Below are 14,977 nucleotides of genomic sequence, written 5' to 3'. Positions count from 1 at the left end.
ATAGTGTGACCCATAACCCTCATTGCCGCTATATGTTTTATGAATAACGAAATCCTAACAGTTTTTAAGCAGAGAGTCAATGTTTTTGTGAAAAATATAACATACCCCTTGAAGTTAAGAACGTGGTGATCGGGGGTATAAGCATGTTATATTAGTGCTGACCGGAAGAAAACAAAAGGATGATCCGTCTTGTTTAATAAAGTCATTACAGGTTTAATTATAATTATAATCCTTCTTATTGGGATGTTCATATATGTATATTTTTCCATAGAATCGGACAAAACGACAACGTGGGAGTATCATGAAGACATAGAAGAAGCAGGATGGAATCCGGAAGCTCTTGAACAGGCGAGAAGGTATTATGAATCGATCAACTCTACAGCCGCCATGGCCATATACCAGGGAAAAGTATTATTTTCCTGGGGGGATACCACCAAAAGCACAAACGCTCATTCTGTAAGGAAAAGTTTTCTGAGCGCTTTGATAGGAATTGAGCGGGAAAACAACGGCACCTTTCACCTTAATCATACGTTAGAGGACTATAATATTGATGATCATCCTCCATTAAATGCCATAGAGAAACAGGCTCAGTTCTCTCATTTAATGACTTCAACTTCAGGTGTTTATCTGCCTGCAGGGGAGGAGTCGTGGGGGATGAGAAGAGCCAGGCCGAACAGGGGAGCTAATTTACCTGGCGAATTTTATTATTACAACAACTGGGATTTTAATGTACTCGGGACAATCTACAACGAAAAGACTGAACGGGATCTTTTTGAAGATTTTAAGGAAAAAATAGCGGAACCAACCGGGATGGAAGACTTTGAGATGAGCCATACTCATTATTCCTACGAAAACCGGCGTTCGCGGCATCCGTCATATTTATTCCGAATGTCGGCAAGGGATTTTGCCAGGTTCGGTCAGTTGTATCTTCAGGAAGGAAAATGGGAAGGCAGACAGGTCGTTCCCGAAAACTGGGTGAAAAACAGCACCACGGCCCATGCAGGCGTCCCTTCAAATAATATATTTGATTATGGCTATTTATGGTGGGTAGCTACTGAACCGCCTTTCAGCGATCTTGGCATGTACTCTGCTGTAGGCCGCTATGGCCAGTCAATTGATGTTATACCTGAGCTTGATTTAGTTTTTGTGCACAGGGTTGATTCAAACCGTTTCACATTCAACTTTACGCGCAGCAGTGTTAATGATTTGCAGAGACTGCAGCTTCTGCAGCTGATTATCGATGCTAAACGGTCAAGTTAAACTTCCACGCCAGCTGTCACTGCCTTACTAAGCATAAAACCAGTGATTTCAGTCCGGCAGGCGGACGCCTGCATTAGGTCTTTTCCATCCGAGTACATTTATGAACTTATTGTTCAAGAACAAAGCGAAAAGCCGGAGAAATATCGTAAGGAGATATTTCTCCGGCTTTCTTTATGGTTACTATTCTTTTGTCCCGTCCTCAGCTCTTTATAATGAGGTGCTTTTATGTTCGTTCCCGCCAGAAGCGGGAGGTACATAAGGAGCGCCTATTTTCCCTATAAGGAGATAACCATGTTTCCATTTATTTAATAAATAGATCGTGCCTATAGAACTTAACAGGCTGAAAATGAACAGCAGAAGAATATAAGTGACGCCTATATTAAGAGGGTACTGCCTGAAAATAAAATCTGCCAGGAAAATATAAAAATAATGCAGCAGATAAATACCGAAAGAGTAACGGCTGATAAATTCAAGTACTTTCGGCGGGTATTTCAAGTGCGACGTCACGTAAAATAAAAACAGACTGAAAACTGCTGTATGAATAATAATATCGGTCCTTTTTGAGCTGTGGACAGTCAGAAAACCTGAGTGATAGAAATATAATAATAAAATACTTGTTAATAGGGGGCCGGCTACGATAATATAACGGTATTTTTTTAATGACTTTATAAAAGATTCATAATATAAACCTGAATAATAACCTAACATAAAGTAAAAAATCCAGCCGAATAACGGAACCCAGTAAAACCGTTCCCAGATATAAGTTGAATAAGGCAGGGTAGCGGGCGGCTCTGTAAAGTTAAAAGTCGTTAAGTAAGCCATATTTATGAGAAAGGCAGCCGGCAGCATAATTTTCGGCGAAGCCTTCTTTAAATAAGAATGAAAAAGAAGGTGGAACAGATAAAACTGAAAAATAATTAATATAAAGTAACCGTGGTAATCTCCTATGAGCAAATTCATAGATACTTTTATAAACCAGCTGTTCACCCCTTCAAGCATGTAGGGAAGGGAGTAGAAAACAGCCATAACAATAAATGGGATCATAATAAATTTAAATCTTTTTCTCAGAAAATTATCAGGGAGCGTCCGGTTCCTGTAGGAGTAGGAGATGAGAAATTCAGATATAAAAATAAACATCGGCGTCCCATAATATAAAATCATCTGCACCGAGTCAAACGTAATCGCCGCGAGTTCTCCCATTTCTCTTATAGGAACGGTGGTAAGGGCTATATGGATACTGTGCAACAGCACAATTCCTAAGCAGCCTATACTCCTTAATATGAAAATTTCTTTAATCATTATATTCCACCTGTTTCTGTAGGATATTTATAATTTAGTGGACGACGGTACTATTTCACATATGGATATGTTTCAGATAAAAATTTTAGCATGATCATCACCTAAAATCGACTATTTAAAGTAACATCATTTTGTAAAAATGTGATAAGATCATCTCATTGATTTGAATTATAGACAATATAACGAGAGAAGGGAAACACGTGAATCGTCTAACTACATATTCTCTGCTGATGATGGTGATGGTGATATGGGGACTGAATGTCGTTGCTGTCAAATATTTAGTCGAACATTTGCCGCCCATTATGATGCAAGGGACAAGAATCGGTTTAGCCGGCATATGCGCGCTGGCCGTTTTATATTTCTTAAAAGATTTGAGGAAATTAACGAAAAAAGAATGGGCTCTAACCTCTTTAGCAGCACTTTTCGGCCAGATTGGCCACCACTCCTTACTCGCTGTAGGCTTAGTTGACACCACAGCCTCAAATGCTTCACTTATCCTTGGTCTTATTCCATTAACTACAGCTGTTTTTGCGATTATTTTTCTTGGGGATCAATTGACGAAACTGAGGTTTATCGGTATTGTGTCCGGTTTTACAGGTGTATCTTTTGTTGTTATTAACCCGGGGCAGGGCATGGGCGGAATATCGCCAGGAGATCTGTTTGTCTTTCTGTCAATGCTGTCACAAGCTGTTTCATTTATCATCATTAAAAAAGCGACAGCGACACTATCTTCAAAACAAATGACCGGAATGATGCTGCTGATCGGATCAGTAAGCCTTATTGTTATAAGTTTTATAATTGAGCCGGGAAGTGCTGACAATATGGTAATTTCTGATCATTTAGTCTGGATTGTCTTCTTATCATCAGCCATTCTTGCAACAGGGCTGGGCCATATTTTATTTAATGCAGCGATTCAGAATATTGGAGCCGGACAGACGGCTATATTTAATAATTTTGTACCGTTCTTTGCCTTAATCGGTTCGTTTTTCCTGCTTGGAGAGGCGGTATATGTCACCCAACTGGCAGGTTTTATTTTTATAGTTGCAGGGGTTCTGTTAGGAACAGGCTATATTGAGCAGGTATGGCTGAACAGAAAAAGAAAGGCTCATCTGAAATCAAAAGTCAACTAGTAAGCAGGCGGCAAAAACCGCCTGTTTTTTTACGTTTTTTGGAAAACGCTTTCATCAATTAGTGCGTTATATTATCTGACAAGTTCGTTGTTTCAGAATTTTCTGTCTGTATACTGAGGTTTATGATCAGTTGGCAAATAAACTGACACTAAATGATTTCAGGGAGAGTGAGTAAAGATGGATGAGATTTTTTTAATGAATAATGTGTGGATTATTGTGTGTTTTGCTTTAGTCTTGCTGATGCAAGGCGGATTCATTCTTCTTGAAGCAGGATCGACAAGAATGAAGAATGCCGGACACATAGCTGGAAAAACGATATTTACAGTAGGGATAGCATCGCTTGTGTTCTGGGCAGTAGGTTACGGATTTATTTATGGGGAAGGAAACGCATTTATAGGATTATCTGATTTCTTCTACGGCGACTTTAATTCTGTAGTAGACGGCCTTGCAGGGTCGGTTGATTTTATGTTTCAGCTTGCCTTTGCCGCTATTGCTTTAACGATCGCATTTGGCGGATTTGCCGAAAGAGCGAAATTATCAGCGTATATTATATTTGCTATTTTATTTTCAGCATTTATTTATCCTGTTGTCGCTCACTGGATTTGGGGAGACGGATGGCTTGCAGGTCTTGGGAAACAGGATTTCGCTGGTTCAACGGTCGTTCATTTGACTGGTGCGATGGCTGCACTTGCTGCGACGATTATCTTAAAACCGCGGATCGGGAAATACAATAAAGACGGTTCTTCCAATGATTTAGCCGGTCATAACCAGGTGTACACTGCTTTAGGAGTATTAATCTTATGGGTCGGCTGGTTTGGTTTTAACGGCGGAAGCACACTTGAGGTTGACGGAGCATTCTTTGGATATGTGGCCTTAACAACCCAGCTTGCCGCTGCCGCAGGGGCCGTTGCAGCTATGTTGATCGTGTCACTGGTGACCGGGAAAGCAGATGTGCCAACGATGTTAAACGGGGCATTAGCCGGACTGGTAGCCATTACAGCATCTACTGCATTTGTAGCACCGTGGGCGGCCGTTATTATAGGACTTATCGCCGGATTTATTGTCCACTTCAGCATGGTGTTCTTTGACAGAGCCAAAATAGATGATCCAATCTTTGCTTTATCTGTTCATGGTGTGGCTGGTATTTGGGGGACGTTATCAACCGGCTTTTTTGCTACAACTGCTTTGGCAGAGATGAATGGAGGATCCGCAGGACTCTTTTACGGCGGAGGTTTCACTCAATTGGGTGTTCAATTTATCGGGGTCACTGTATCAGGTCTTTACGCTTTTGCGGCGGCCTTTATCATCTTAAAAGTAATGGATAAAGTCATGGGCGGCATCCGTGTTACTGAAGAAGAAGAAATCATCGGTCTGGATCTGAGTGAACACGGAAGTTACGGCTACCCTGAGAATATTCGCAGCTTAGATGAGCAGAAAGAAAAACCGAGTGCGTAATGGCTATTTCCATCATCGATGACTCGGTCACGTCCTATAAAGATATTAAGCGTTGGAAAGACGAAAATATTCTTAAATACCGTTTCAGCCATCAGCTGTTAAACGAGTTTCATGATGAGATTATGTGCGCTGTCGTTAAGCTAGCTGTCAAGAGGCAGGAAAGTGAGCGGGGAAAAGCCCCTGCTCACTTTAGTTTCTTTGTCATGGGCAGTGGGGGAAGGAGCGAACAGTTATACTTGAGCGACCAGGACCACGGAATCGTATTTAGCACTTCAGGAAACCATCAGTCTTATTTTCTTGAATTAGGTGAAGAAATTGTCCGTGGATTAGCGCTTTGCGGCTATGAAAAATGTGAAGGGAAAGTCATGTCGGATAATCCGGTGTGGAATCGTTCTGAAGATGATTGGAAAAGGCAGATTTCTGATTGGCTTGACGAGGAAGACTGGGATAGTTTAAGACATGTATCTATCTTCTTTGACGCCCGAGTGGTCTTCGGCGACCCGGAGCTGCTTAAAGCGTTAAAACAGCACTTGTTTAACAGCCTTTCTGCTAACCCCGGTCTAATAACAAGATTAACGGATAATGTACAGTATATAAAAAAAGGAGTGGGGATGCTCGGTAACATTTTACCCTCACAAGCGGGAAAAGAGAAAGGGCTGCTGGATTTTAAAGAAACTGTGCTCTTTCCCTTTGTAAACGGTGCCAGGTTACTCGCCTTTTCAGAACATCGGCTGGAAACGTCAACGATTTCACGCCTGCAATCTCTTCCGGCACACTTACAGCAGTTTAAATCTGTGCAGCCATTAGTCGAAAAAATGCTTAATTACCGTATGAGAAAAGCAGACCTTTCAAAAGGGTACAGCCATATCCATTTAATAGACCAAACTGAACTTTCTAAAGAGGAAAAAAGAGAAATAAAACTCTGGATGAAAGAAGGGACGGCTTTTATGAAAGACGTAACAGCAGCGTTGAAAAGAAGGCATCGCAAATGAATACTATGGGATCATGGATAAAACAGCTGTCAGGCATGATGACACAAAACAGGTATACTGACGGATTGAGCGAGAGAGACCCGGCCAAAATAGCTTATATTAGGAGGCTGCAAAAAGCTCTTAAACAAAAAGACCATCTGTCTATCCCTTTTTCAGAGCTGCCTGTCACTGTCTTCGATATAGAAACTACCGGGTTTTATCCGCAAAAAGGGGATACCGTTTTATCCATAGGGGCGCTTAAGGTGAGAGGTACTCACGTGTTGGAACATGAAACCTTTTATTCGCTCATTAAAACTGACCAGCCTCCGTCAGAGGAGGTGCAAAAGATTACGCGGCTTTCACACAAAGAATTAAGTAAGGCCCCTTCTCCTGAAGAAGTGCTGCATGCCTTCTTCCATTTCGCCGGAAAAGATACGCTGGTCGCACACCACGCCGGTCATGAAGCAAAGTTTATGCAGCATATGATGTGGTCCTTATTTAAAACTCGCTTCGAACACCGCATACTTGATACGTCTTTTTTAACTAAATTGATCAAGCCCATGGAAAAGTTAACTACCTTGGAGGAATGCTGTACTCATTACGGAATCGATTTAGCGAATCGGCACCATGCCTTACATGATGCGGTGATGGCTGCAAATATATGGTCGCGGTGTATCCCGAAAGTTGAAGAGCAAGGTTTTACATGCCTGAAAGATGTATACAGCCACTTGGCCAGTCTGCGATAAAACCCGTGACCTGAGATCACGGGTTTTTTATGATTTCTTTCAGCAACTGATCGGTTTCAAGCAAGTCACAAGCTTTATCGCGGTATTTCTTTTCATGAAGGTAAGTATAACGCTTCGGTTTGATAGACGGAGCCATTTCAATCGCCTTCCTAAATTCCTTCCTGCTGAAAGGAAGTTGTTTAACGTAGTCGAAAAAACCAGTCCGGCTGAAAACTTTAACCATTCTTTCCACCCGGTGGTCATGGACAAGAGCCATTAAATAAGTGCATACGCCGACCTGCAGACCGTGCATCTGCGGGTCTCGCGATGTTTTATCGAGCGCGTGGGAGATCATATGCTCGGCTCCGCTTATTGGCGCACTGTTACCGCTGATGACAGTTGATACGCCGCCCATCGTCAACGAACTGACCAGTTCCTTTAGAAAGACCGGCTGCTTTAAATCGGTCATCGGCGTCCGTATAAAGCTGTTAACCGCTTTTTTGCTCAGCATCGCTGAAAACGCATTGACCTGACTGTACCCGTGTGCTTCTTCAAATCCCCAGTCATAGAGGGCAGTAATGTTGGACATTAAATCCCCGGTTCCTGCCAGAATAAAGGGTTCCGGAGCACTTTCTATAACAGTTAAATCCGCAATAATTCCAAACGGCACCTGGGCCGGAACGGTCGTTTTTTTACCGTTTACTTCGAGCGAGCAGTTGCTGCTCGCAAAGCCGTCATTAGAAGGAGAAAGAGGGATGCTGATAAACGGGCTGCGTCTTGAAAAAGCGATATATTTCCCAAAATCAATGATGGAACCGCCACCCATGGCAAGCACAGCATCGTATCTTTCCATCTCGAAGGCGCGGGTAATCAGATTATGAATATCAGACGACAGATCAAACGTAAACGCGTCGGCATGAATATCCGTCAGGGAACCGATGATTGACCGTTCATAATGTTTTGAGCTGTACTCATCAAATAAAATGGCGACTTTGCGAAAGCCATGTTTTACTAAAATCGTTTCAAGATTAACCAGGACGCCATGATCGATTTCCAAAATATCTGGAATTGGAATGCTCATACCTTGTTTAGCCATCGGTTAACCAGCCCTCTTCCTTCAAATACCGCTCAACATCTTTGAAATCCCTCACAGGAATACAAGGGATATTTTTTTCTCTTAATATGCTTATAAGCACATCTTTTGCAAAAGTGATGTCTGCAAATTCAGCGGGATGGGAATCCGGCTCGCTGTCCCCGTAGTAAAACACAAAATCATAATTTTCCTTAATCCGCCTCAGCACGATTGATTTATCGATACCATAACGCTTAGAATAATGCCACTCTTCAGGATCAATATCCATAAACACATTTTTTTCTTTAAAATAGCCTTTATTCGAAAATACGCGGACGTCAGCCACTCCGTACTTTGAAAGAATCTCATTTATATAAAAGTCCGTCCCGGCGCTTAAAATATAAAAGTCCGCACCGTTTTCCTGGACTTTATTAATAAAAGGCACCGCATGTTCGTCAATAGGAATCTCGTGAATGTCTTTGAGCGTCTGTTCTTCGTCCTGATGAATCGAAGAGAACACTTTTGAAAGAAACTCGATATCTTTCAATTCCCCGTCTTTCCAGCGCCGGAAAAGATCCTTTCCTTCCGGATAATACTTCTCAATAATAACCCAGTAAAAGTCTTTTTTAGAAATTGTGCCGTCAAAGTCTGATATAAAAGCCCATTTTGTCATATGCCAATCCTCCGGATCAATTATTTTATCTGTAACGTCAGCATACCCGAGAAAGAATCACCTGAAAAGCTTAATTGATAATTTTTGATAATTTTCCCCTTTGCAGGCAAGAATACCAGTTAAGTGAGTTGAAAGGAGGCGGCATAATTGGGTCATGACAAAATAACTCGGTTTTATTTAATTTTAATTCTGATTGCGGGAGCGGGTTTAAGAACCCATGTGACCGTTCTTCCTCCTCTTTATGAGACAGCCGGAAGAGATGGATGGATTTCCGTTTTGTTCTCCGTTGGGGTTCATGCCTTCTGGCTTCTGCTAATTTGGCGTGTCATGCATACTATGAACGGAAAATCTTTAAATGACTGGCTGGAAGAACGGGTCGGGAAAACTGTTTCAATCCTATTTGGCATCTCTATTACAGTCGTTCTTGTTTTTCTTTCCGCTGTTACCCTTATTGAAGTTGGTCAATGGACAAGAATTACTTATCTCCCCTTAACTCCGGCATGGGTCATAGTCGGTTCAATCGCTTTACTTTGTCTCCTTACCAGCTTAAGCAGTTTGAGAACGATCGCTTTAATTACCGGCGTTCTTTTACCCGTTATTATTTTTTTAGGGCTGTTTGTAGCGTTGGCAAATATTCCAAATAAGGACTATTCGTTAATGCGCCCAGTGCTTGAGTTCGGTTTTCCCCGCGTAATCCAGGGGATGGTGTTCCCAAGTTCCGGGTTTGGTGAACTGGTCGTTGTTCTGTTTGTTCAGCACCAAATAAAAAACCGCCTGAAATACTGGCATCTGCTGCTTCTCACGATGTTTCTCGGCTTCCTTACAATTGGTCCGTACATAGCTGGAATTGCCGAATTCGGAACAGATGAGGCGGCCCGGCTTCGCTTTCCGGCTTACGAACAGTGGGCGCTTATTACTTTAGGACGATTTATCGAGAATGTGGATTTTCTTGCTATTTACCAGTGGGTTTCCGGAACATTTATAAGAGTCTCTTTTCTCATGTATTTAGTTACTCAGGTTTTGCCTGTTAAAAGGCTGAAATTAAAAGTAATGACGCTTACGGTTCTTTACGGTTTGATTATCGTTCTTTCCGAGCTCCCGGAAAGTGATATGCAATATTTATTAATTGTAAAAAGTATTTTTTTTCCGGGGAGCCTCATTTATTTCGTGCTATTAACGGTACTATTGTTTGTCATTTCATTTCTGCCGGAGCAAAAAAAGGGAGGCGCAGCTCATGAATCTGCTTAACTGGATATTAAAAAAAGACCAGCATAAACTTAGCCAGCAGCCATCCAGTGAAGGGGACAGCGAGACTGAACCTGAGGAGCTCATTACCGGAGAGACAATTAAAGAAACTTTCCGGAACTGCAGTGACATTAATAGCCAGCAAATGAAATTTACTTTAAATAATGGGCGTAGAGAAACTGTTTTATTATTTTTTTCTGAAGGTCTTATAGAGACTCAATTGATTAATGATGAAGTGGTGCCGAGGCTGGATCAATATTTCAGATCCGCTGACGACTGGGATAAAGAGGATTTAATTGAAAATTTAAGACTTTCTTCCATACAGGAAATTACAATGAAAAAAGACTTGGCGCTGAAAGTATTCCGGGGTAATCTGCTCCTTTATTTTACCGGCGCGGGGTTAACAATGTCTATTGATATTTCGAAAATACCGGGGCGGGATCCCGAAGAAACAAATACGGAGGTCTCGGTGTTAGGACCGAGAGACGGGTTTGTAGAAAATATAAAAGTTAATGCGGGGCTTATCCGGAAACGATTTCCGTCAGACTCATTAAAATATGAAGAATATATAGTAGGCGAGAGAACGAACACCAATGTCGCTCTTATGTATGTGGAAGATATTATTAATCCTGGAATTCTTGCAGACGTGAAAGCAAGGCTTCAAAAGCTTAAAGTGGACGGCTTGCTGAACGCCAATCAGCTTGCAGAGATGCTCAGATCAAATAAAATGAATTTATTTCCAAGTCTTGAATATACGGGCAGGCCGGATTTTATTGCCAATGCCCTTTTAAGAGGCCGTTTTACTCTTTTGATAGACGGCAGCCCCGTCGTCCTGGTCGGGCCTGTCAATATTTTCTTGCTGCTCAAAAGTTCTGAAGATGCAGAAATTTTTCCTTTGTTTAACAGTTTTGAACGGTTTCTTCGAGTACTCGGCCTTTCTCTTGCTATTTTCCTTCCCGGATTCTGGGTGGCTGTGACGACTTACCATCAGGATCAAATTCCGGTTCTTTTATTGGCCACGCTGGCCGCCGGGAGACGGGGGGTCCCGCTTCCTACCGCTATCGAAGCGCTGGTAATGCTCGGGTTATTCGAGTTATTCAGAGAAGCAGGGGCCAGGCTGCCACTTGCAATCGGCCAGACGCTGACAGTAGTGGGAGGGCTGATCATCGGGGATGCCGCCATCAGGGCGGGGTTGACCAATCCGGGGATTGTCGTCGTGATCGCCACATCGCTTGTAGCGACCTTTACTTTAGTCAATCAGTCTTTAATCGGTATGTTCAGTTTGCTAAGGATAGGGGTGGTTATTATCTCTTCTCTTCTTGGAATATTCGGTTTCCTGCTCGCAGCGTTTTTTATCCTGTATTATATTGCAAATGTGCGGTCTTACGGTATTCCATATTTATCCCCGTTATCTCCTGTCAGTTCCTTCAGGGATGTACTCGATAATGTATTCAGGTCTTCCTGGAAAGATAAAGACTTCCGGCCGGACTTTTTGAATACGAGAGATAATACAAGGAAATGAGCTGAAAGATATGAAAAAAATCTGTATGAGTTTTTTTCTTTTCATCCTTTTGCTCACAGGCTGCCTGAATGCTAATGAGCTTGAAAGGATGTACTATGTTCACGCGGCGGGATTGGATTACGAGGACGGCGAATTTATTATTTATCTGCAAATCCTGAACTTTTCGACTATCGCTAAAGAAATGGAACAGACAGAAGAAGAAGCAGATACCATTGTCGGTATAGGAAGAGGAAGAACCCCTGTCACAGCCATTCATGATTTATACAAGTCCACTCCTCAAAGACTTTTTTGGGGGCATATGGCTGCGGTCGTTTTTTCAGAAGACGCGCTGGAAAACGGACTTAATGAACTGCTTGATGATTTTCTGAGATTTAGCGAAATCCGGCATACCCCGTGGATATTTTCCACAATAGGTGATGTATCACCGGTTTTGGAAGTTTATCCATTTCTTGATGCTTCGCCTATACTTGGGACGCTAGGTGATCCGATGGACAGTTACGAGCAGAGTTCCTATGTTGAACCGCTTCGTAAACACCGTTTTATAGCAGATTTAAATGAACCGGGTAAATCCGCAAATATTCCCAGTTTAGATATTTCGGAACGATGGACGACAGAGAATGCAAGTAAAAGGTCGTTGCATCTGGCAGGAACGACAGTAATATACGGGGAAGATTACCGGGGCACTCTCGAAAATCTGGATATGGTTGGGCTGCGGTGGGTTCAGCCTAATACACAGCGCACGCCTGTCATTGTCACAAAAGACGATAAACCGGCTGCTGTTATCATGATGAAAGAACCTGATTATAGCATTACCTCTCACGTAGAAAATGAAGATATTTTTTTCGAAATTGAGGTGGATGCAGGCGGCGGGGTAATTGAACTTGACCAGGAGGTTTCAGAAGATTTTATCAATTCTGAAGCGGCTAAAGTCATTGAAAAAGAAATCCGCCTCACCTATGAAAAAGCTTTGGAAATAGAAGGGGATGTTTATCAGCTTAATAATGAACTTTATAAAGAAAATCCCCACGAGTGGCATGAACACACGACAGATGGTGCTCTTGAGCTCACAAAAGAGAGTCTGAGAGAAGTTCAGGTAAATGTTCACATCGAGCATAGCGGGAAAAATAAACTATTTCCGGCCTTAACGGACAGGCATTATTAAACCATTTTGAACCCTATTGAAAATCGTTGTTTTCTCTTCCGTCAGATTATGTTACGATTAGTTTTAATATTCTGAACGTAGAAAGGGTTATGGAGATGGAGAAAACAATGAAACAGACCGTACAGGTAAAAGATATTTTAATTGCTCATCAGGTGTTAAAGGACATTGTGGTGAACACTCCGTTGCAAAAGGATCCGATCCTTTCTGAAAAATATGAAGCGAATGTGTACTTGAAGCGCGAAGATCTTCAGGTGGTGCGCTCATTTAAACTGCGCGGAGCCTACAACTTGATGCAAAGCTTATCGGAAAAAGAGCTTCAAAACGGCGTTGTGTGCGCCAGCGCAGGTAATCATGCACAGGGGGTGGCCTACTCATGCAAAGCACTCGGTGTGAGGGGAAGGATTTTTATGCCGAGCACAACCCCCCGGCAGAAAGTCTCTCGTGTTAAATTTTTCGGAGAGCCATTTGTAGAGGTCGTTCTCACAGGTGACACATTTGATGATTCCTTTAAAGAAGCGATGGCATACTGCGAAATCAATGAGATGACGTTTATTCACCCCTTCGATGATCTGCGGACAATTGCAGGCCAGGGAACAGTCGGCATGGAAATTCTTGAAGCGATTGATGAGCCGATCTCGCATATTTTTATGAGTGTTGGCGGCGGAGGGCTCATTTCCGGTGTCGGCTCTTATATTAAAAATATCAGTTCCAAAACAAAAGTAATCGGGGTAGAGCCTGAGGGAGCCCCTGGGATGAAAGCGTCGTTAGATCAAGGGGAAGTCGTTTCCCTTGATAAAATTGATAAATTTGTTGACGGAGCTGCAGTCAAAAAAGTGGGCGACATTACTTTTGAAGTGGCAAAAGATGTGATTGATGACATAACTGTCATCCCTGAAGGCAAAGTATGTTCAACCATGCTTAACCTGTATAATGAAAACGCGATAGTCTCTGAACCTGCCGGCGCGCTCCCTGTTTCTGCACTGGATAACTACCGGGAAGAGATTAAAGGAAAAACAGTCGTCTGCATTGTGAGCGGTGGAAATAATGATATCGACAGGATGCAGGAAATTAAAGAAAGGTCGTTAATTTATGACGGCTTTAAACACTATTTTATCGTTAACTTTCCGCAGCGGGCCGGGGCCCTGCGCCAGTTTATGGCTGAAGTGCTCGGGGAAACGGATGATATTACCCGGTTTGAATATACAAAGAAAAATAACAGGGATAAAGGGCCTGTCCTTGTGGGGATAGAGCTGAAAAATAAAGAGGACTATTATTCCCTCACTGAGCGGATGGAAAAGAACGGTTTTTCTTATATTGAAATAAATAAGGATCAGAATTTGTTTAATTTGCTGATTTAATCGGCGCAAAAAGAGGAGAGCCGGGCTTTCCTCTTTTTTAATGTCTCCAGATCGTTTAAAATGGGAAAAGTGTTAATGACTATATTAGGAAAGCAGGTAGGATGAATATGAGCCATTTAAAACCTGGAACGATCGTTGAATTACCCGTAAAAAAAGATGAGAAGACAACTTATATTCTGGAAAATGACGTGCGTCTCCCCAAAGAAAGAGGCTCTGATGCGCTGAATTCAGGTGATAAAGTGACTGTTTTTCTTTACGAGGACAAAAAAGGCCAGTTAACTGCCTCCTCCACTCTTCCCGACGTGAGCCTTGATTCTTACGGCTGGGTGGAAGTGGCAGATGTGGTTGACAGGCTTGGGGTATTTATCCATATCGGCCTTCCGAAAGACGTGCTCGTCTCAAAAGATGATTTGCCGCTTCATACGTCAGTATGGCCGAAGCGGGGAGACCATCTTTTTGTGCGTCTTGACCATGACCGGAGGGGAAAGTTGACGGCTAAACCGGTCACAGAAGAAATTATTGATCAGGAAAGAGACCGGGCTCCGAAAGAGCTTATGAATCAGCCGGCAAGCGGGCATGTGTACAAAGCCGCTAAAATCGGTTCCTTCATTATTACAGAAGAAGGATACAGAGGATTTATTCACCACACGGAAAGAAAAGAGGAGCCCCGCCTGGGCCAATGGGTGAAAGGAAGAGTCATTGCGGTAAAGGAGGATGGCACACTTAACATCTCACTCAGACCGCTCATTTTAGAGAGCCGCGATGAGGATGCCGAACTCCTTTTGACCCGCATAAAAGAAAACGGCGGAAAAATTCCTTTGACAGACAAATCTTCACCCGAGGATATCAGGGAAATTTTAAACCTGAGCAAAGCAGCCTTTAAACGGGCGATGGGAAAACTGTTAAAAGAGAAGAAAGTGACCCAGACGGACGGATACACGTATCTGGTGGAAGAGCAGGAAGATTGAAGAGGCTGTTACAAAAAGAATAGCAACCATTTAGATCCGAAGAGTATATTCTTCGGATTTTAATTTTGTATTTAAAAGAGATTAAATTTAATAACTAAAAAGCAGTGATTTCAGTCCGCCAGGCGGACGCTTGCCCA

At 42.5% G+C, this 14,977-nt stretch carries 13 protein-coding genes; 10 read left to right on the top strand and 3 right to left on the bottom strand.

Features of this window, described 5'->3' with window-relative positions; all coding sequences use genetic code 11:
* Nucleotides 1-189: 189 nt before the first annotated feature.
* Nucleotides 190-1,260, top strand: a complete 1,071-nt coding sequence (locus K8O68_RS05840; protein ID WP_230895988.1) for a serine hydrolase domain-containing protein — start codon at nt 190-192, stop codon at nt 1,258-1,260.
* A gap of 207 nt (nt 1,261-1,467) precedes the next feature.
* Here the strand turns inward: K8O68_RS05840 and K8O68_RS05835 are convergent, their stop codons facing one another.
* A complete protein-coding gene (locus K8O68_RS05835) occupies nt 1,468-2,559 on the bottom strand; it encodes an acyltransferase family protein (RefSeq protein WP_230895987.1) in 1,092 nt (363 codons plus the stop codon).
* Nucleotides 2,560-2,759: 200 nt separating this feature from the next.
* On the opposite strand from K8O68_RS05835, the gene K8O68_RS05830 reads away from it, so the two are divergent.
* From K8O68_RS05830 to K8O68_RS05815, 4 genes are all read left to right on the top strand, one after another.
* Nucleotides 2,760-3,689: a DMT family transporter gene (locus tag K8O68_RS05830; protein ID WP_230895986.1), complete on the top strand. Its 930-nt coding sequence runs from the start codon at nt 2,760-2,762 to the stop codon at nt 3,687-3,689.
* 177 nt (nt 3,690-3,866) lie between these two features.
* Nucleotides 3,867-5,144: an ammonium transporter gene (locus tag K8O68_RS05825; RefSeq protein WP_230895985.1), complete on the top strand. Its 1,278-nt coding sequence runs from the start codon at nt 3,867-3,869 to the stop codon at nt 5,142-5,144.
* Entirely contained in the window at nt 5,144-6,136 is a 993-nt protein-coding gene (locus K8O68_RS05820; RefSeq protein ID WP_230895984.1) for a DUF294 nucleotidyltransferase-like domain-containing protein, read from the top strand. Before K8O68_RS05825 ends, K8O68_RS05820 begins: the two co-directional genes overlap by 1 nt.
* Nucleotides 6,133-6,861 carry an exonuclease domain-containing protein gene (locus K8O68_RS05815; protein WP_230895983.1) on the top strand — a complete coding sequence of 243 codons (729 nt, stop codon included), beginning with the start codon at nt 6,133-6,135 and terminating at the stop codon, nt 6,859-6,861. Before K8O68_RS05820 ends, K8O68_RS05815 begins: the two co-directional genes overlap by 4 nt.
* A 16-nt stretch (nt 6,862-6,877) precedes the next feature.
* On the opposite strand, the gene K8O68_RS05810 is transcribed toward K8O68_RS05815, so the two are convergent.
* On the bottom strand, nt 6,878-7,936 hold the full coding sequence (locus K8O68_RS05810) for an iron-containing alcohol dehydrogenase family protein (RefSeq protein ID WP_230895982.1): 1,059 nt from the start codon (nt 7,934-7,936) through the stop codon (nt 6,878-6,880).
* Entirely contained in the window at nt 7,929-8,585 is a 657-nt protein-coding gene (locus K8O68_RS05805) for an MtnX-like HAD-IB family phosphatase (RefSeq protein WP_230895981.1), read from the bottom strand. Before K8O68_RS05805 ends, K8O68_RS05810 begins: the two co-directional genes overlap by 8 nt.
* A 147-nt stretch (nt 8,586-8,732) precedes the next feature.
* On the opposite strand from K8O68_RS05805, the gene K8O68_RS05800 reads away from it, so the two are divergent.
* The 5 genes from K8O68_RS05800 to K8O68_RS05780 all read left to right on the top strand — a co-directional run bounded on the left by K8O68_RS05800 (nt 8,733) and on the right by K8O68_RS05780 (nt 14,840).
* A complete protein-coding gene (locus K8O68_RS05800) occupies nt 8,733-9,833 on the top strand; it encodes a GerAB/ArcD/ProY family transporter (protein WP_230895980.1) in 1,101 nt (366 codons plus the stop codon).
* On the top strand, nt 9,820-11,352 hold the full coding sequence (locus K8O68_RS05795; protein ID WP_230895979.1) for a spore germination protein: 1,533 nt from the start codon (nt 9,820-9,822) through the stop codon (nt 11,350-11,352). The genes K8O68_RS05800 and K8O68_RS05795 overlap by 14 nt, the downstream gene beginning before the upstream one ends.
* Before the next feature lie 10 nt (nt 11,353-11,362).
* Entirely contained in the window at nt 11,363-12,514 is a 1,152-nt protein-coding gene (locus K8O68_RS05790; protein ID WP_230895978.1) for a Ger(x)C family spore germination protein, read from the top strand.
* A 107-nt stretch (nt 12,515-12,621) separates the two neighbouring features.
* Nucleotides 12,622-13,872, top strand: coding sequence for a threonine ammonia-lyase IlvA (gene ilvA, locus K8O68_RS05785; RefSeq protein ID WP_370640490.1), 1,251 nt, complete (start codon nt 12,622-12,624; stop codon nt 13,870-13,872).
* A 107-nt stretch (nt 13,873-13,979) separates the two neighbouring features.
* Nucleotides 13,980-14,840: a CvfB family protein gene (locus K8O68_RS05780; RefSeq protein WP_230895976.1), complete on the top strand. Its 861-nt coding sequence runs from the start codon at nt 13,980-13,982 to the stop codon at nt 14,838-14,840.
* Nucleotides 14,841-14,977: the final 137 nt, after the last annotated feature.

It is taken from the genome of Salipaludibacillus sp. CUR1 (assembly GCF_021028955.1).
Taxonomy (GTDB): domain Bacteria; phylum Bacillota; class Bacilli; order Bacillales; family Salisediminibacteriaceae; genus Salipaludibacillus.
The sequence above is the reverse complement of the archived record's forward strand: the minus strand, read 5'-3'. Positions and strand labels throughout refer to the sequence as shown.